Genomic DNA, 19,140 nt, shown 5'->3' with positions numbered 1-19,140 from the left:
GATAACCAGAATGATTCCGTCTTCAGTTATACGTTTAGTGCTTTTAAAAATTTATTATTTTAGTACTATTTTCGAAAGGGCTTACCTCTTAAAATTGCTATTATTTTAGTAGCTGAAAAAAAATCCAAAATTTTCAAAATTCAACTTTTCAGTTTAAAATATAAAAAGTATTTTTGCGCATGCAACACAACGTACTTATTTTAGACTTCGGATCGCAATACACTCAGCTTATTGCGCGTAGAGTTCGCGAATTAAATATATTCTGCGAAATTTTCCCTTATAATCACATACCGAGTGATTTATCTAGTTACAAAGCCGTAATTCTTGGTGGAAGCCCATTCTCTGTTCGCGGAGAAGATGCTCCTCATCCTGATTTGTCGCAAATTAGAGGCAAATTGCCTTTGCTAGCCGTATGTTACGGAGCACAATATTTGGCGCATTTTAGCGGAGGAGAAGTAGCTGCATCAAACACAAGAGAGTATGGTAGAGCTAATCTTTCATTTATTAAAGAAAACGAAATATTCTTTGAAGATGTCGCTGTAAACAGTCAAGTATGGATGAGTCATAGTGACAGTATAAAAGCATTACCTACAAATGCTGTAAAATTAGCAAGTACTCACGATGTAGAATTTGCTGCTTACAAAATTGAAGGTGAAACTACCTATGCTATTCAGTATCACCCAGAAGTATTTCACTCAACGGATGGTTCAAAAATGTTAGAGAATTTCTTAGTGAAAATTGCTGAGGTTCCTCAAACTTTTACTCCAAACGCTTTTGTAGAAGAGATGGTTGCCGAATTAAAGGAGAAAGTAGGAAACGATAAAGTTGTTCTAGGATTATCAGGAGGTGTTGACTCAACCGTAGCGGCTGTTTTATTACATCAAGCTATTGGAAAAAACCTTTACTGTATTTTTGTAAACAATGGTTTGCTTCGTAAAAATGAATTTCAAAGTGTACTAGATCAGTATGAAGGAATGGGCTTAAATGTAAAAGGAGTAGATGCTTCTGAACGTTTTTATGCTGCTCTAGCGGGAGTTACTGATCCTGAATTAAAAAGAAAAGCGATAGGAAATGCTTTTATCGAAGTTTTTGATGCTGAATCACAGTTAATCGAAGATGTTACTTGGTTAGCCCAGGGAACAATTTATCCAGATGTTATTGAGTCGGTTTCTGTAAAAGGGCCTTCTGCTACAATAAAATCGCACCACAACGTTGGGGGATTACCTGATTATATGAAATTAAAAATTGTAGAGCCTCTTCGCATGCTTTTTAAAGACGAAGTACGTAGAGTAGGAGCTTCATTAGGAATCGATCCAGAATTATTAGGAAGACATCCTTTTCCAGGACCTGGATTATCTATTCGTATCTTAGGAGATATTACATTAGAAAAAGTACAAATCTTACAAGATGTAGATGCTGTTTTTATCGATGGTTTAAAATCTTGGGGATTATATGATAAAGTATGGCAAGCCGGCGCTATTTTACTTCCAGTAAATAGTGTAGGAGTTATGGGTGATGAGCGTACTTATGAAAAAGTCGTAGCTTTACGTGCAGTAGAATCGACTGATGGTATGACTGCTGACTGGGTACACTTGCCTTATGAGTTCTTAATGAAAGTATCAAATGATATTATAAACAAGGTAAAAGGTGTGAATAGAGTAGTATATGATATTAGCTCAAAACCGCCTGCAACTATTGAGTGGGAATAATAATTTAAACACATATTAGGCATTTATTAAACTAAAATGCAATAAATTTATAAAACGGTATCAGATTTTCGGAATAAAATTTGATACCGTTTTGCTATCTTTGATATATTAATAATTAAATACATATAATGAAATATTTTTTTGCTACTTGTGCTACTTTTTTGTTTTTAACGGGTTCTGTTTTTTCTCAAACTAAAACTTTGACTCATAAAGTTGAAAAGGGGGAAACGATTACTCAAATTGCACAAAAATACCAAGTGACGCCTTTTGATATTTATCAATTAAATCCTGATGCACAAACTGGACTAAGAGCAGATAGTGTATTGTTGATTCCAGCTAAGTCTGATGGTAAATCGATACTTACTAGCAGTAAACCTGCAACAGTAAGTACTGCGGCTTCAGCGGCGGTTGCGGGTACGACACATTTAGTGATGCCTAAAGAAACCCTTTATGGTATTAAAAAACAATACAATGTGTCAGAGCAAGCATTAATCGAGGCCAATCCTGAGATTCTCGTTGATGGATTAAAAATAGGTATGTTGTTGAAAATACCATCAAAAGGAGCAATAAAAGATGATGTAAAAGGCACTACAAGAAAACAAGAGAAAGCGATCAAGAAAGCGGAGGAAACTGCTGTTTATCATGACGTATTACCAAAAGAAACAAAATATTCTATTTCAAGACAATACGGAATTACAATTGAGCAATTAGAAAAATTAAACCCAGAAGTGGTGACCAATTTGCCAATTGGTTATAAATTATTAATAAAAGGGAAACGTTCAGCGGTAATTGATTCAAAAGTTATTACTGCACCAACAGACGTGTATAAAGAAGCAAAAACTAATGCTGTTGTAAAAGATAGCGTGCCACAATATATTGCTTATGAGGTTCAACCAAAAGAAACTTTATATAGTCTTTCAAAGATGTTTGATATTTCTCAGAGGGAATTATTAGAGTTGAATCCGGAGTTGAATGCTGGAGTTACGATTGGTATGTTTATAAAAGCACCTACAAAAAATTATGTAACGGCGGTAGAAGGAAAAAAAGAGTATGTATCATTAAATAAGAATATAGCAGTGGGTAAGCGTAAAAGGTTGGCAATGTTGCTACCTTTTAATGTGTCTGCGGCTGATGAAGATGTAAATGCTTCTGGTTACAGTAGATTAAAAAAGGATAAGTTTTTAAATATGACTCTTGATTTTTATGCTGGAGCTTTAATTGCTATTGATTCTGCCAAAACACTAGGATTGCCTATTGATGTTGAAATATACGATTCTGAAGAAACTAAAAACAGCTCTAATGTACTAGCATTAATTAAAGCGAATAATTTACAAACTGCAAATGCAATTGTGGGGCCTTTTTATCAAAGTAATGCTGAGGTAGCTGCTCAGGCTCTTGTAGAAAACAATGTTCCTGTTGTTTCTCCTTTGTCTAAGGATGTAGGAAATGCGTTTCCTAATTTGTATCAATCGATACCAAATAATGAAACTGTAAAGAATACTATGTTCAATTACATGCGTTCTCAAAACGGAAACATTATGGCAGTTGTTGATAAAAAGAAAGAATCTATTTTATCTTATTTAAGAGAATATCAGCCAGGAGTTCCTTTAGTAGCATTTAAGGATAATGGAAGTGTTTCTGCAGAAAGTTTGAAAGGTATGTTGGTCAAAGGACGCATGAATTATGTAGTTATGGAAACTGCAAACACATGGATGATTAAAACTACTATTTCGGCTATGTTGAGTTCGATGTTAAGTTACCAAGTGCAATTAGTGATTTTAGAACCTAATGAAACTTTAGATTTCGAAGAAATTAAGTTCACAAATTTGACAAAGTTAAAATTGATGTATCCGTCAGTTACTCGTGATAATGTTTCACCAGAAGCAGCAATTTTCGATAAAAATTACAAAAAAATAAATAATGTATATCCTTCAGATTATGCGACTCGTGGTTTTGATGTAACTTTTGACACTATGATGCGTTTAGTTCAAAATGTGAAATTTGAGCAAACAATAAAAACTGTAGCTACTGATCGTATCGAAAATAAATTTGAATATTATAAGAAGAATGACGGTGGTTACACCAATAAAGGAGTGCACATCATGTATTATGATACGGATCTAATAATAAAAGAAGCAAAATAATGACATCAAAAGTAACTTATTTAGGTGATTTAAGAACATCGTCAACTCATATTCAATCTGGAACAGAAATTATATCTGATGCTCCAGTAGATAATAAAGGAAAAGGCGAAGCTTTCTCTCCTACAGATTTAGTTGCTAACGCTCTCGCTAGTTGTATGATTACAATTATGGGGATTAAAGCTGCCGAATTGGGAGTTGATATGAAAGGTACAGTTGCTGAAGTAACAAAAATAATGAACGCTGAACCAAGAAGAATTGGTTGTGTCAAAGTTGATTTTAAATTGGTTGGTACCAATGATGATAAACAACAAACTATTTTAGAACGAGCAGCAATGACTTGTCCGGTGTTTTTAAGTTTACATCCAGAAATCGAAAAAGACATTATTTTTAATTGGAAATAAAGTAAAAGTTGGGTTAGAAACGAGACAGTGTTTTAATTACTGTCTTGTAAACTAATCTAACTGATCAAAAATAAAATGGATCAAAATCAAAAAGAGCTAATTAAATTAGCACATACAAAAATGCCTTTCGGTAAATACGAAGGGCGTTTTCTTATCGATTTACCAGAGTACTATGTGGTTTGGTATCACAATAAAGGTTTTCCAAAAGGGCAGTTAGGGGATCAATTAAAATTAATTTATGAATTGAAATTAAACGGTCTTGAAGAGTTGATTCGAAATATTAAAAAGAGGTATCCAAAAGAGCAGTAACTAGCTAAGTTGCTGCTCTTTTTTATTTGTAGGTTACTTAACTGTAGAGAAATATAAATCGTTGCAGTTGATTACAAGTTTTAATTTTTAATTTTCTTTCGAAAAAGCAGACATTAGGCTGTAGTTAATTGCAGTTTTATGGATTAATAAGATATTATAGCAATCTATGAAATTAGTAATCAATAACTTAAAAACAAGAAGTTATAGTTAGGGATAATTGGCAATTTCGAAAATTATCTCTTTTTTAAATTAGCATATTCTCAATTTATAATCGTATTTTTGCCAAGTTTTTTACACAACTACAATACAAACTACAACATAATGAATCAAACAAAATATATTTTTGTTACCGGTGGTGTGACTTCTTCTTTAGGAAAAGGAATTATAGCAGCATCCTTAGCAAAATTGTTACAAGCAAGAGGGTATAGGACAACAATTCAAAAATTTGATCCGTATTTAAACGTTGATCCAGGAACATTAAATCCTTACGAACATGGGGAATGTTATGTAACTGATGACGGAGCTGAAACTGATTTAGATTTAGGTCATTATGAGCGTTTTTTAAATGTTCCTACTTCTCAGGCAAATAATGTTACTACGGGGAGAATTTATCTTTCGGTGATTGAAAAAGAGAGAAGAGGAGAGTTTTTAGGGAAGACTGTTCAAGTAGTTCCTCATATTACAAACGAGATTAAGGATAGAATGCAGTTGCTTGGTAAATCAGGTGATTATGACATTGTTATTACTGAAATTGGTGGTACTGTGGGTGATATTGAGTCTTTGCCTTACATCGAATCTGTGCGTCAATTAGTTTGGGATATGGGAGAGAATAACGCTATTGTTATTCATTTAACATTGGTTCCTTATTTGGCAGCAGCAGGTGAGTTGAAAACAAAACCAACACAACACTCTGTGAAAACTTTAATGGAAAGCGGAATTAAAGCTGATATTTTAGTGTGTAGAACAGAACATGAAATTTCTGATGAGATTCGTAATAAATTAGCACTTTTTTGTAATGTAAAGAGAGAAGCTGTTATCCAGTCTATCGATGCAAAGACAATATATGAGGTTCCAAATTTAATGCTTGAAGAAGGATTAGATGTAGTTGCTTTAAAGAAACTTGACTTGCCTAAGAAAGCAGCTCCAGATTTAAAGACTTGGAATACTTTCTTGAAAAGACTAAAAAATCCAAAGCATACTGTTAACATTGGTTTGATTGGGAAATATGTCGAAATGCAAGATTGTTATAAATCTATTCTTGAAGCATTTATTCACGCGGGTGCTACAAATGAGACTAAAGTAAACGTAGTTTCAATTCATTCAGAGCATATTGATAGTACAAATGTTGCGGATAAATTTAAAGATTTAGATGCTATTCTAGTTGCACCAGGTTTTGGTGAAAGAGGAATCGAAGGGAAAATTGCTGCAGTTCAATACGCACGTGAAAACAAGATGCCTTTCTTTGGAATTTGTTTAGGAATGCAAATGGCAGTAATTGAATACTCTCGTAATGTATTAGGATATGCAGATGCAAATTCTACAGAAATGAATGAGAATACAGCGCATCCTGTAGTAAACTTAATGGAAGAGCAAAAAACCATTACTGATAAAGGAGGAACAATGCGTTTAGGGGCTTGGAAGTGTGACATTAAACCAGGTACACTAGCTTATAAAGTTTATGGTGAAACAGCAATTAGCGAGCGTCACCGTCACCGCTATGAATTCAACAGTGCTTATGCAGAGGCTCTTGATAAAGCAGGATTAAAAGCATCAGGTACAAATCCAGATACAGGATTAGTTGAAATAGTAGAGATAGAAGACCACCCATTTTTTATAGGTGTACAGTACCACCCAGAATACAAAAGTACAGTTGCAAATCCGCACCCACTTTTTGTGGATTTCGTCGCAGCAGCAGTTATAGCGCATAAAAAATAATAATACGCATAAAAAAAGCCTCGAAGTTTAATAGTAAACTTGGCGATTAATAATAATTATAAGTAATGGAAGAAAAAAAGTTTGACCCTAATTCATTAATTGGTTTTATACTACTTTTTGGTATCGTTGTATGGATGTGGTACACACAACAACCAACAGATGCTGAAGTTGCAGCAGAAAAAGCGAAAAAAGAATTGGTAGTTAAGGAAGAAGCAAATGCTGTAAGTAGCCCAAAATCTAATGAGAGTAGTGTAGTAGCTGCTTCAAATGATACACTTCAAACTGCAAAATTGCAGAAGACTCTTGGGAATTTTGCTTACTCAGCGGGACTTCCTTCAGCTAAAGGTGGTGTTACTACAATCGAAAACGACTTAGTTATCTTAAAGATTGCTAATAAAGGAGGGTACATTGTTGAAGCGACTTTAAAAAACTTCGAAAGATTTAAAAAAGGATCTGGAGAACTTGTTAAATTAGTTAATGATAACAATGCGAGTTTAAATATTCAATTGTTTACTAATGACAACCATACTTTAAATACAAAGGATCTTTATTTTGAGCCTACATTAACTAAAAATGGTGAAGACCAAATTTTGTCAATGCGTTTAAAAGCAGGAGCTAATGAATATTTAGAATACAAATATGTGCTAAAGGCTAACGATTATATGTTGGACTTTGATATTCAGTCTCAAGGGTTGAATAAAGTTTTGAATACAACTAAGCCGTTAAACTTGGAGTGGGATTTAAAGACCTTCACTAATGAAAAAAGTATCACGTATGAAAACCGTTATTCTGAGCTATACTATGAGCATGAAGATGGTAAAAGTGACTATTTAGGATTAGGAAGTCAAGAAGACGACGTTGTGCAAGATGTATCTTATATCGCATACAAACAACACTTTTTCTCATCTATCTTACTGACGAAAACTGCATTTGAAAAAGCAGAATTGCAATCGACTAATTTAGTGAAGGATAGTGCAATTGATACTACTTTCACAAAACAGTTTAAAGCAGTTGTGCCTTTGGCATTCAAAAATGGTGAGATTGATCAAAGTATGAATTGGTTCTACGGACCAACAGATTATAAATTATTAAAATCTTACGACAGAAACTTAGAGGATATTGTTGCTTTAGGTTGGGGGATTTTTGGATGGATCAACCGTCATGCTTTTATTCCAATGTATGGTTTCTTGAGTTTATTCATTTCGCATGGTTGGGCAATTGTACTTTTTACAATTTTAGTAAAATTAGTATTATCTCCTATTACTTATAAATCATTCTTGTCTCAAGCAAAAATGAAAGTATTGCGTCCTGAAATAGCTGAACTTGGTGAGAAATACAAGAAAGAGCCAATGAAGAAACAGCAAGAAACAATGAAGTTGTATAATAAGGCAGGAGTGAACCCTATGGCGGGATGTGTACCTGGTTTGTTGCAAATGCCAGTATTCTACGCTCTGTTTCAATTCTTCCCTTCGGCGATTGGTTTAAGACAACAATCTTTTTTATGGGCAGATGATTTGTCTTCTTTTGATTCAATTTATCAATTACCATTTACCATTCCAGCCTACGGAAATCACATTAGTTTATTTCCTATTTTAGCTTCTATTGCTATTTTCTTTTACATGAAAATGACAACTGGAGATCAGCAAATGGCAGCTCCACAACAAGAAGGGATGCCAGATATGGCTAAAATGATGAAAATTATGATTTATATCTCTCCATTGATGATGTTGATCTTCTTCAACGGATATGCCTCAGGATTGAGTTTGTATTACTTTATATCGAATTCTATTACTATTGGAATTATGTTAGTTATTAAAAACTACATCATCGATAGTGATAAAATTCATGCTCAAATTCAAGAGAATAAATTGAAAGAGCCTAAAAAACAAGGTAAGTTCCAAAAGAAATTACAAGAAGTAATGGAACAACAAGAAGCGGCAAAAGCGCAACAGAAAAAGAAATAAATAGTTTATGAAATTAAAAAAGCTTCCAGTGGTGGAAGCTTTTTTTTGGTACAGTTTTTCTAGACTTATAAAGCAGGTAATAAAACTTTATTTAAAACGTGTATAACACCATTTGAACATTGAACATCTGTAGCGGTAATTGTAGCGGTTCTACCACTAGCGTCTTTAATTTTTGCGCCACCAGTCAATTCTAATGTAAATGATTGATTTGCTAATGTTGGTACAACTTGGCCTTCTGTTAGGCTTGCTGCCAATACGTTTCCAGATACTACGTGGTACTGTAATACTTTTGTAAGATTTGCTGCTGAAACTCCTGCAATTCCTCCTGGTGCTAATTCAGCATCTAAAGAAGTGAATGCGCTATTGTCTGGTGCAAATACTGTAAATGGTCCTGTTCCGCTCAAGATAGAAACAAAGTCAGGTTGCCCAGAAGCTGTTAATGCTCCAACTAATGACGAAAAATTAGGGTTTGCTGTAGCATGAGTTACAATTGTTGGCAAAGTAATTACAGTATCAACAGAGTGAATTACTCCGTTTGAAGCCATGATATCTGCTGTTTTTACCGTTGCAACACCATTTAGTTTTACTGCTGAATCTGCTGTGTTCACAAACATGCTCAAGTTGTTTGTAGCAGATGCACTTCCTTTGGCCATAGTTTTGATGTATGTTGTGGTCAAATCTGCAGATTTTAATGTCCCACTAATAACATGGTTTAATAAAATCTCTTTTAATGCATCTTTAGGTACATCATTGATCGATGCAAACCCAGCAGCAGTTAAGAAAGAGGTGAATGCTGCATCTGTAGGTGCAAATACGGTAAAGTTCCCATCTGATTGCAATGTAGCAGCAAGTTCGGCTCTAGTTAAGGCTTGGACTAAAATCGAAAAATCAGCATTTGCTGAAGCAATCCCAGTAATTGTATTGTCAGTAGTTGGTACCACTACATCGTCATCATTGTCACAAGAAGTTGCAAGTAGCGCCACTGATGCGAACATCGTTAAAAACAAAGGTTTTAAAATTTTTCTCATAATAAAGTTTGTTAATTGTTGTTATTAATTTCGAGCAATTTAATGTTATTTTGTTTATTAATTTAACTCAAACGATAAACAAAACTATATTTTAGTATTTTTTTAATATTTGTTTAATTTCTTGATAACGTAGTAGTTGTGTTTATTTTAATGCATGTCTAAATGTTTGTGGGTGCTAGAAATTATTAAATTGCTTTTAATTTACTTATAAATTTTAAACAGAATTAAGAGTTTTTTTGTAGGATTACGTCTTTATTTTTATATGTTATAATATTTTTGATGTCATCTGGGATGAAACGATAAATGAATGCATTAATTTTACAGCTCGAATAATACAATCCAACAAATCAAAAGTTATGAAAATATTAAATAGACTCGCCATTATTGGAGCATTATTGATAAGTACTGTCGCTACATCTCAAGCAACATTAAATGCGGTAGATGCAAATGGAAAGAAAGATGGTCCCTGGAAAGGCAATTATGAATTTTCAAAGCGTCCGCGTTATGAGGGTACATTTATAAACGGAAAGGAAACTGGGACTTTTAAATTTTTTGATGATACACGGGCAGGTTCAGTAATAGCGACAAGAGAGTTCAATGAGCAAAACAATAGTGCTTATACTATATTTTATGATCAGTCAAAAAATAAAGTTAGTGAAGGTGTTGTTTTAGATAAAAAATTTGAAGGACCTTGGAAGTATTATCATAAAGCTTCTACTGTCGTAATGACTTTAGAAAATTATGAAAAAGGCCAGTTAACAGGAACGAGAACGGTTTATTATCCTAACGGTAATATTGCTGAAGAAGTAATGTACGCTAAAAACAAGAAAAATGGTAGCTGTAAAATTTATTCAGAAAACGGTATTGTATTAGAAGAAACCATTTATAAGAATGATAAATACAATGGTCTTGCTATCTTTAGGAATGCTCAAGGCGAAATGGTTTCAAAAGGGAACTTTTTTAATAATAAGAAAGTAGGTTTTTGGGAATTTTTCGAAAAGGGAAAGAAGATAAAAGAAACCAATTTTGATTTTCCGCAAAACAGTTCTAAATAGTGCGTTAATTTAAAAGAGGGCGGCTACGATAGTAAATTAAAACATTGTAACTTTGCAGTCTCAAAAAAATAAAAAAATGAAGCGAGTTGTAGTAGGACTTTCTGGAGGTGTAGATTCGAGTGTTGCAGCATATTTGTTGCAGCAACAAGGATATGAAGTGATTGGTCTTTTTATGAAAAACTGGCATGATGATTCAGTTACTATTTCTAACGAGTGTCCTTGGTTAGAGGACAGCAACGATGCGTTGCTTGTTGCTGAGAAATTAGGTATTCCTTTTCAAACAGTTGATTTAAGCGAAGAGTATAAGGAGAAGATTGTTGATTACATGTTCAACGAATATGAAAAGGGACGAACTCCCAATCCAGATGTACTTTGTAATAGAGAGATAAAATTTGATGTTTTCATGAAGATTGCATTAAGTCTTGGTGCTGATTATGTTGCTACAGGACATTACTGTCGTAAAAGTGAAACTACGGTAAATGGAGAAACTATTTATCAATTAAAAGCAGGTGCTGATGTAAATAAGGATCAGTCTTATTTCTTATGCCAGTTATCACAAGAGCAATTAGCTAAATCTCTTTTTCCTATAGGTGAATTGACTAAACCTGAGGTTCGTGAAATCGCAGCTGAAATGGAATTAGTAACGGCTGAGAAAAAAGATTCGCAAGGTTTGTGTTTCATAGGTAAGGTACGTTTACCTGAGTTTTTGCAACAAAAATTGCAGCCTAAGGAAGGGAAGATTGTTCAAATTGATAAAGATGACGCGGTTTATGCTGTTGCTGAAGATACTGGAGTAACTGTCTTGGATAAACTAAGGCAGAATGCCACTAAAATTAATTATACTCCAGAGATGGGTAAAGTTGTAGGTCAACATCAAGGGGCGCATTACTTTACAATCGGACAGAGAAAAGGATTGAATGTAGGAGGGACAAAGGATCCACTTTTTATCATAGGAACAAACGTTGAGACAAATACCATTTATACAGGTTTGAGTAGTCAGCATCCTGGATTATTTAGAAAAGGGTTGTTTATAGAGAATTCAGAAGTACATTGGGTACGTTCTGATATGGCTTTGGCCAATGGTGAAACAACAGAGTTGATGGTTCGTATTCGTTACCGTCAACCGTTACAAAAAGCTACTTTACATCAATATGAGGACGGAATGTATATTGTTTTTGACGAACCTCAATCTGCAATTACTGAGGGGCAATTTGCAGCTTGGTATTTAGATGACGAATTAATAGGTTCAGGTGTGATTTCGTAAAAATACTTCTATATAAAAATTAAAACCAGATAAGAGTTAACATGCTTTTGTCTGGTTTTTTTTATGCTGTAATCCCATTTAGATTTGGTTCGATGAAATTAAATTTTAATCAGTGTCGAAGAATCTGAGATGTCCTTTACTAATTATTTAGAACTTAAAGTGGTTATCGTCTAATCAATTCATTTTTTGAATGAATTAAGGAATACATATAATAATTACTTTTTTTCTGATTTCACTTAATTTTCGATAAATTTGGTAACATGATTTTGATCAAAAATATGAATTTCTAAATTTTCAACATTTTATGAATATAATAACCAAACTATTTAATATTCAGTACCCAATAATCCAGGGGGGAATGATTTGGGTAAGCGGATATAAACTTGCAAGTGCAGTAAGTAATGCTGGTGGCTTAGGGCTTATAGGTGCTGGATCAATGTATCCAGAAGTTTTGCGTGAACACATTCAAAAGTGTAAAAAGGCGACTAGTAAACCTTTTGGTGTTAACGTTCCCATGCTGTACCCCAATATTGAGGAGATTATGAATATCATTATTGATGAGGGAGTGAAAATCGTTTTTACTTCTGCAGGAAATCCTAAAACATGGACTGCTTTTTTAAAGGAAAAAGGGATTACGGTAGTGCATGTAGTTAGTAGTTCCGCTTTTGCTCTCAAGGCCCAAAATGCGGGTGTAGATGCTGTTGTAGTTGAAGGTTTTGAAGCCGGCGGACACAACGGTAGAGATGAAACCACGACACTTACATTAATCCCTATGGTTAAGGAAAAAATTACCATCCCGGTTATTGCTGCCGGAGGGATTGGAAGTGGGAGAGGAATGCTTGCTGCAATGGCATTAGGTGCTGATGGAGTACAAGTAGGCAGTAGGTTTGCGGCATCAATTGAATCTTCTGCTCACGATCATTTTAAACAAACAATTGTTGCAACAGAAGAGGGTGGTACTCAACTTACTTTGAAAGAATTAGCGCCTGTACGATTGATTAAGAACAAATTCTTCAATGATGTTCAATCACTTTATGATAATAACGGCAGCAAAGAGGATTTAGTAGCACTATTAGGTCGTGCTCGTGCAAAAAAAGGAATGTTTGAAGGAGATTTAATCGAAGGAGAATTAGAAATAGGCCAAATTGCAGGACTAATTCATGATATCAAATCGGCAGAGCAAATAGTAAAAGAGATGATAGCTGAATTTAAAGAGGCAAAAGAAGCGTTAATAAATATGGATTTTTAAACTGTATTTTTTTGGCGCACATAAAAAAAGGTGGACATTACTGTTGTAGTGTCCACCTTTATATTTGAATGTCTAAAATACATTAAACATTGTATGTTTTATTAGAATTGCTCTCTTCCAGCAAAATGGAAAGCACCTTCAATAGCTGCGTTTTCATCACTATCTGAACCGTGAACAGCATTTTCTCCAATTGAAGTAGCGTATGCTTTACGGATAGTTCCTTCAGCAGCTTCAGCAGGATTAGTAGCTCCAATTAAAGTTCTAAAATCTTCAACTGCATTTTCTTTTTCTAAAATAGCAGCAACGATTGGTCCTCTTGACATGAATTCAACTAATTCTCCGTAGAAAGGTCTTGCAGAGTGAACTGCGTAAAATGCTTGAGCATCAGCAATAGTTAACTGAGTTAATTTTAAAGATACGATTTTGAATCCTGCATTAGTAATCATTGCAAGAATGTTTCCGATATGTCCGTTTGCTACTGCATCCGGTTTAATCATTGTAAATGTTCTATTAGTAGCCATTTGTTATTTTTTAAATTTTGTGCAAAAATAGTTTATTTTGTTTAATAATGTGCTAATTTCTTAAAGATACCACTGAAAAAAAATTATATGGTAATAATCTCGAATGTTTGATCTAATGGCTTTAACGTAGCAATTAATTTGGGAATCAAACTTGTACCAGACTCCAAGTAAAATTCAGAGAAATTAGCTTGTCTTTCCTGCAAACTTTTGTTTGGAAATAATTCATTTTGAAGGTCGGTAGCGCGCTCTATTTCTTCTGAGAACTTTCTTTTCTGCGCTTTTAATAAACGTTTCTCTAGATTTTCCAAACCTTTTATTTGCTTTTTTTCCTGCGCTTTCACAGCACCCGTAAACGATTTATCTGTTTGAGCGGCTAATGCGAACAAATCTGCAAATTGCTGCTGTAATTGTAGTTTATAATTTGTTAAGTCAATAGGAAAAGCAGAGTGATCTTCAGTAACTTTATTTTTAAGCATTTCCTGTTTAGAAAATAAGTCACTCCAAGATAAGTTGAGTTTGTCAATTTTTTTAAGCTGTTTTTCTGTGGCTAATAGAACTGAATTTCTAAGCAACAACATAGGAAAAGTGATTTGTACTGTTTCAAAAAAAGATTTAAGTTCTAACCAATATGCAATTTCTCCACCTCCACCTATATAACATAAATTAGGTAAAATGACCTCTTGATACAAAGGTCTCATAATTACATTAGGACTAAATTTTTCAGGATTAGTTTCAACAAGTGCTATTATTTCAGCTTCTGAAAAAACTAAATTTGTGTGGTTTACTTTGTAATTGTTATTTTCGAAAATAATGCGTTCGCGTAGATCGTCTTCGATATAAAATAAATTAATTTCACGCGGATTCACTTGTATGTTGTACTGCTCTAAATGAGAAGTAGTTTCGATAACGGCTTTGTGAGATTTTTGATGTAATAATTCCTCCTTAATATAAGGAATAAAATTTCGTTTTAATTCGCTGTTGTCTGCATCAATAATTACTAGGCCTAATTCTCCAAAAAGGGCGTTAGCTAAGTGCCTTGTTGCATCGGCTAAATTATCATGCTTTAAGTAGGCTTCTTCGAACATTTTTTTAAGAGCCGAGGCATTTGTACTAGTCCCTAACTCTTGCTGATAAATTGTAAAAAATTCGGCTAAACCTTCGGTTGATAAACGGCCAACAGGACCTGTACTCACTTTATTCCACCTGAATTTTTTCCCCTTAAAGTTAAAGTAATTTATCTCTTCAAAATCATGGTCTTCAGTTGCCATCCAATAAATTGGCACAAAATTAGAAGCAGGATATTTTGCTTTTAATTCTTTGGTCAGATTAATAGTTGATATTATTTTATACAAAAAGTAAAGTGGGCCGCTAAATAAATTGAGTTGATGCCCCGTGATAACTGTAAAAGTATTCTCAACCTTTAAACTTTCGATATTTTGTTGTGTCAAATAAGATGATGGAACTCCTATATATTGTTCGAGTAGAATGGTTACAAGCTTGGGTCTTGAAGCGTTATTAAAGTTGGCTTGTTTTTCAGCAATTTGCGCTTCAAAATTTTCAATTTTTGGAAAGCGGTTGTATAGTGATTTTAAGTTTGATTTTTCGTCTAAATAATCATTCATCAAAGGCGAGAAATAACCAGAATTTTGATAGCTGATACAGTCGGTTGGCATAAGTGTGAATTTCTAAATTTATTGCTAAAGTAGTAAAAAGTAAAGTTACACATTTTAGGTTTATGAAAGCTTTGTGAATTATGGAAAATACTAGAATTGTATCTTGTGATTGGTATGTAAAAAAAAGAAGGTTGCTCATGACGAGCAACCTTCTATAAAAAAAAACAGTATTAAATTTTACTGAAATGCGTAAGTTGTTAATCTAAAATTACTAGAAGCACTAGTGAACGTGTAAATTGTGTTGCTAAAGTTTATTTTGAAAGTCTCTTTTTTGACGTACAACCCATTAGGGTCTAATAGTTGGTTATCAATAGCTTGTAAGAATGTAGGTGGAGTTGCAACTGACCACCCGTCGTTAGATAACTTAATCGTTTTATTAACTGGATCTTCAGTTACTTTGACAAAATGATATACAGCTGCACGGCCACCAGTAAAAGTGTAAGCGATGTAGCTACCATTAGCTCCATCATTAAAGTAAAATTGGATTCTATTGATTTTCTGCGTTGAAGGCAGTGATGCATTTGCTGCATTTAGTAAGCTATTTGTAAAATTAGAATTTGAAGCTGCCGTAGATAAATTAGCTGCAATGTATGCATATATGACAGTTGGATTACCAGGTAGTAATGGTTTATAGTCATCAGTTAGAACAAGCGGTTTATTAGAGTATCTAATAGTTGCAGTCACTCCTCCTGTACCAGCTGCATTAAAACTTCCGGTGTTAGCATCGTAAACAAAATCTGTTAAATCTTGAGTTCCTACCTTAATTGCAGGTTTTACAGTAATTCCAGTTGCAGTATAAGCAATACCGACATTATAAGAAAAGCTAGAGCCAGCTACAATTGAGTTAGCCACTGCATAACGAGAGGCAGGTGTAAAAGTAAAATCAAATTGATTAATTTTTGAACCGTCGTTAGTCTCTAAAAGTCTAAAAAGTGGTCGAGATGATGCTCCAACAACATTAGGAATCATCGCTCTAGCTTTGGCTAGATTAGTCCAGTCAGCCGCAGTTGCTTTAACAAAACGTAATTCTTCAAAACTTCTATTAGTTCTAAAAATGATTTCGCCATTTTCTTGACCGTAGTAAAGAAATTGAAAATCTCCTTTGTACCCTTTTCCTCTTAATGCAGCTGTTGGAGCGTTGTTAGAATCAGATAATAAGTGTATTCTATTGCTTGTACTAAAAAGTAAACTTGTAGTACTTCCTAACTCAATAGAATATTCACTTGAATATACAGAAGTGTCATCATCAAAGTCAGAGGCCATATCTACTTTTCCATCTTTAAATTTAAAGACGTGCGTAAAACCACCTAGTTGGGTAACATCGGTAAAGTATACTGCTTTCCAACCAAATTCAGATGATTCTAATAAGTCGTTAAGCTCTTTTTGCTTAGCATCTAGGCGCTCGGCTGGCGTGGCCCCAAAGGGCGATTCTAAAGTTTCTTTGTTATCGCAAGAAACTAATTGTATTGCTAAAATAGCAACCAATATATAATTAAATATAGATTTTAATTTCATAGTGTTTGTTATTATTTACTTAGTAAGTTCGTTAGTGTTTTTCTCAGCCTCGTCTCTTAATTTGTAAAAATCCATATTAAAAGCGTCTTTAAAGTATTTTACCACGACTGCTTCTTTAGCTTTGATATTAGCTACAGCTTCCTCATCTTCAATTCCATCTAAAATAGCTTGATATTCTGCTTTAGAGTTAATCAACATAGTTGCTGCCATTTCTGCAAAATCCTCATTGATGTTAGATCTTGCATAGTCAGATATAAAACCTTCTTCATTAGCCACAGCCGTAGACGTAGCATACCAGTTTGAAGTATATCCTGTAGGTGTTATTTTTGCCAATGTCTTTTCGTCAAACGGTTTTGTTTGGTTCAAGATGTGAATGTATTCGTGTTGAATCGTTTTTATAAAACGCTTTACGTTTTCACGATCAGTTTTGTTGACTTTGTCTGTTTCAAATAAAGTAATTCTCTGTCCAGCATCTGCAAGTCCAAGTGTAATGGTACCTGTAGTGTTTAAGTTAACACCACCTACCAAAACAAATTCTCTTGGAGCAATTTTTTTAACAAAATCAGCTCCTCCAATAGTAGAATAACTTTGTAACCATATTTTTTGCACGATTTCTAATGCTGGCTGTACTTTTGTTTGTGTTGGTGGAAACAAGTAACGATTGTTATCTACTACATTTTGATCCCACTTGTATTGCACATTGATATTGTAAGGTGTTAAGAAATTAGTATCTATCCAATTGTCTAATGAAGATTTTACAGGGACAGTAGTATCTAAAATACTCTCGGTTAATGGTTCGTCACTAGCGCAAGCTCCCAGAAATAAAACAGAAGATAGCACTAATACATTTTTATATAATTTGAATTTTTTCATTTGATTTAGTTTTAGCGTGGGTTTTTCTCTACTCCAGTGTTAGTTACATGTAAAGGCAATTGAATAGCTTTACGTAAATCATTTTTAGTTAGAACGTTGTCTGGCTCGTTGTATGATTTATGCGTAATTGACAGTGCAAACCTTTTAATATCTAACCATCTTAAACCTTCGTGAACAAACTCTCTTCTTCTCATTTCGGCAACGGCTTTAATGTATGATGTTTGCACAGCAGTCATAGTGTAAAATGGAGTGTATTCATTTGCAATCACCGGATACTTAGCTACAATTTTTGCCTCAGAAACTTTATCTGTGGTAGTGTTGTAAGCCGTTATTCTTTGCGACAAGAAATAATCAATTTCCTCGTTAGCAACTGCTAATTGATTTGTCATAATATGCGCCTCGATTCTATTCAAGAATAGCTCATCATTTGATAAAAGAACTAAAGCATCAAATGGTTGACCAATACCTGCATTTACATTTGTATATCTAAAATACTCTACAAACTTGGGTACAAATATGGTGATTTGGCCATTGTATGATAATGGACGATATAGATATCCTTTGTTAGCTAAATTTGTTGCTGCTCCAAAAAGCACATCTCTATCTGCACCAGTCATCTGAAATCTGTTACGACTGAATGTTCGTGAGTAAACAGATGATGCCGAAGCAATAAGTAAATTTGTATTCTCACTTTCTTGAGAATATTTACGTTCTCCAGTGTTGAAATCTAGATCAAGATAAGACTGATAGTCTCTTAATTCTCCTACTGGTCTATTTCCTAAAGCATTTGATACAGCGATTACTTTTTCCCATTTACCAATAACAGCATAAAAACGACTCGCAAAAGAGTTTGCAGCTGCTACATTAAAGTGAAATTTAGGTTGTGCATAATCGTTGTTCACATATTTCAAACCTTCTTCAACATCTGATTCGATAAAATTGTAAACTTCCTCGATTGTGTTTCTCTTGTACTCCTTAAGCAATGTTGTTTCAGGAGATAGTACGTAAGGAATTCCTAATTCAGACTTAGCAGTTGTAGGGTCGTATCTTTGAGAGAACAAGGATACAAGCATAAAGTGCGAGTATGCTCTAGCTAATAAAGCTTCTCCTTTTTGTGGTTGCAAATTTGCTGGATTTCCTAATTTATCTATAGCGTCTAGTGCTTGATTTGCATGTGCAATTGCACGATAGCAAGCATCCCAATAATCCGAAGGAGTATCTTGTTGCGTTTCTATTTGCATTTCCCAATTGTAGTCCAAAGAATTTTGAACGTTTGAAAGTGTTAAATCGCCACTATCAAAAACATTATCGGTCATTGTTTCTGCAAATAGCATATAGTTTGCTTGTGGATATGCTTCTACAAGAATCTCTGATATTTTTTCTGGACTATCTAATTGTGTTCTGTTATCTGGCGTTTCAGATAGGAAGTCGTCACAACTAGTAAGACTTAAAAGTACGAGTAGTGATAAGGTTATATTTATTTTTCTCATGTCTTTTATA

15 protein-coding genes are annotated in these 19,140 nt (G+C 34.0%); 9 read left to right on the top strand and 6 right to left on the bottom strand.

Annotated features, from left to right (window positions below):
* The first annotated feature begins 179 nt into the window (after window positions 1–179).
* The 6 genes from guaA (at window position 180) to yidC (ending at window position 8,462) form a co-directional block, all read left to right on the top strand.
* On the top strand, window positions 180–1,709 hold the full coding sequence (guaA, locus tag H603_RS0100280; RefSeq protein WP_026706703.1) for a glutamine-hydrolyzing GMP synthase: 1,530 nt from the start codon (window positions 180–182) through the stop codon (window positions 1,707–1,709).
* 128 nt (window positions 1,710–1,837) lie between these two features.
* On the top strand, window positions 1,838–3,853 hold the full coding sequence (locus H603_RS0100275) for a LysM peptidoglycan-binding domain-containing protein (RefSeq protein WP_026706702.1): 2,016 nt from the start codon (window positions 1,838–1,840) through the stop codon (window positions 3,851–3,853).
* A complete protein-coding gene (locus H603_RS0100270) occupies window positions 3,853–4,254 on the top strand; it encodes an OsmC family protein (protein WP_026706701.1) in 402 nt (133 codons plus the stop codon). The genes H603_RS0100275 and H603_RS0100270 overlap by 1 nt, the downstream gene beginning before the upstream one ends.
* A gap of 75 nt (window positions 4,255–4,329) precedes the next feature.
* Entirely contained in the window at window positions 4,330–4,563 is a 234-nt protein-coding gene (locus H603_RS0100265) for a DUF3820 family protein (protein WP_026706700.1), read from the top strand.
* 321 nt (window positions 4,564–4,884) lie between these two features.
* On the top strand, window positions 4,885–6,498 hold the full coding sequence (locus tag H603_RS0100260; RefSeq protein ID WP_026706699.1) for a CTP synthase: 1,614 nt from the start codon (window positions 4,885–4,887) through the stop codon (window positions 6,496–6,498).
* 65 nt (window positions 6,499–6,563) lie between these two features.
* On the top strand, window positions 6,564–8,462 hold the full coding sequence (gene yidC, locus H603_RS0100255) for a membrane protein insertase YidC (protein ID WP_026706698.1): 1,899 nt from the start codon (window positions 6,564–6,566) through the stop codon (window positions 8,460–8,462).
* A gap of 65 nt (window positions 8,463–8,527) precedes the next feature.
* Here the strand turns inward: yidC and H603_RS0100250 are convergent, their stop codons facing one another.
* Window positions 8,528–9,490 carry a fasciclin domain-containing protein gene (locus H603_RS0100250; protein WP_026706697.1) on the bottom strand — a complete coding sequence of 321 codons (963 nt, stop codon included), beginning with the start codon at window positions 9,488–9,490 and terminating at the stop codon, window positions 8,528–8,530.
* A gap of 356 nt (window positions 9,491–9,846) precedes the next feature.
* Between H603_RS0100250 and H603_RS0100245 the strand changes: the two genes are divergently transcribed.
* The 3 genes from H603_RS0100245 to H603_RS0100235 all read left to right on the top strand — a co-directional run bounded on the left by H603_RS0100245 (window position 9,847) and on the right by H603_RS0100235 (window position 13,058).
* Window positions 9,847–10,545, top strand: a complete 699-nt coding sequence (locus H603_RS0100245) for a toxin-antitoxin system YwqK family antitoxin (RefSeq protein ID WP_035675086.1) — start codon at window positions 9,847–9,849, stop codon at window positions 10,543–10,545.
* Between the two features lie 76 nt (window positions 10,546–10,621).
* Window positions 10,622–11,809 (top strand): tRNA 2-thiouridine(34) synthase MnmA, encoded by a 1,188-nt coding sequence (gene mnmA / locus H603_RS0100240; RefSeq protein WP_026706695.1) that lies wholly within the window; start codon window positions 10,622–10,624, stop codon window positions 11,807–11,809.
* A 304-nt stretch (window positions 11,810–12,113) separates the two neighbouring features.
* Window positions 12,114–13,058: an NAD(P)H-dependent flavin oxidoreductase gene (locus H603_RS0100235; RefSeq protein ID WP_026706694.1), complete on the top strand. Its 945-nt coding sequence runs from the start codon at window positions 12,114–12,116 to the stop codon at window positions 13,056–13,058.
* 101 nt (window positions 13,059–13,159) lie between these two features.
* Here H603_RS0100235 and H603_RS0100230 read toward each other — a convergent pair whose 3' ends face one another.
* From H603_RS0100230 to H603_RS0100210, 5 genes are all read right to left on the bottom strand, one after another.
* Window positions 13,160–13,579: a nucleoside-diphosphate kinase gene (locus H603_RS0100230; RefSeq protein ID WP_026706693.1), complete on the bottom strand. Its 420-nt coding sequence runs from the start codon at window positions 13,577–13,579 to the stop codon at window positions 13,160–13,162.
* An 83-nt stretch (window positions 13,580–13,662) separates the two neighbouring features.
* Window positions 13,663–15,252 (bottom strand): bacillithiol biosynthesis cysteine-adding enzyme BshC, encoded by a 1,590-nt coding sequence (gene bshC, locus H603_RS0100225; RefSeq protein WP_026706692.1) that lies wholly within the window; start codon window positions 15,250–15,252, stop codon window positions 13,663–13,665.
* Between the two features lie 177 nt (window positions 15,253–15,429).
* Window positions 15,430–16,767, bottom strand: coding sequence for a DUF4302 domain-containing protein (locus H603_RS0100220; RefSeq protein ID WP_026706691.1), 1,338 nt, complete (start codon window positions 16,765–16,767; stop codon window positions 15,430–15,432).
* 15 nt (window positions 16,768–16,782) lie between these two features.
* On the bottom strand, window positions 16,783–17,640 hold the full coding sequence (locus tag H603_RS0100215) for a zinc-binding metallopeptidase (protein WP_026706690.1): 858 nt from the start codon (window positions 17,638–17,640) through the stop codon (window positions 16,783–16,785).
* Window positions 17,641–17,651: 11 nt separating this feature from the next.
* Window positions 17,652–19,130 (bottom strand): RagB/SusD family nutrient uptake outer membrane protein, encoded by a 1,479-nt coding sequence (locus H603_RS0100210; protein ID WP_026706689.1) that lies wholly within the window; start codon window positions 19,128–19,130, stop codon window positions 17,652–17,654.
* Window positions 19,131–19,140: the final 10 nt, after the last annotated feature.

It is taken from the genome of Flavobacterium frigidarium DSM 17623 (genome assembly GCF_000425505.1).
Lineage (GTDB): Bacteria > Bacteroidota > Bacteroidia > Flavobacteriales > Flavobacteriaceae > Flavobacterium > Flavobacterium frigidarium.
The sequence above is the reverse complement of the archived record's forward strand: the minus strand, read 5'-3'. Positions and strand labels throughout refer to the sequence as shown.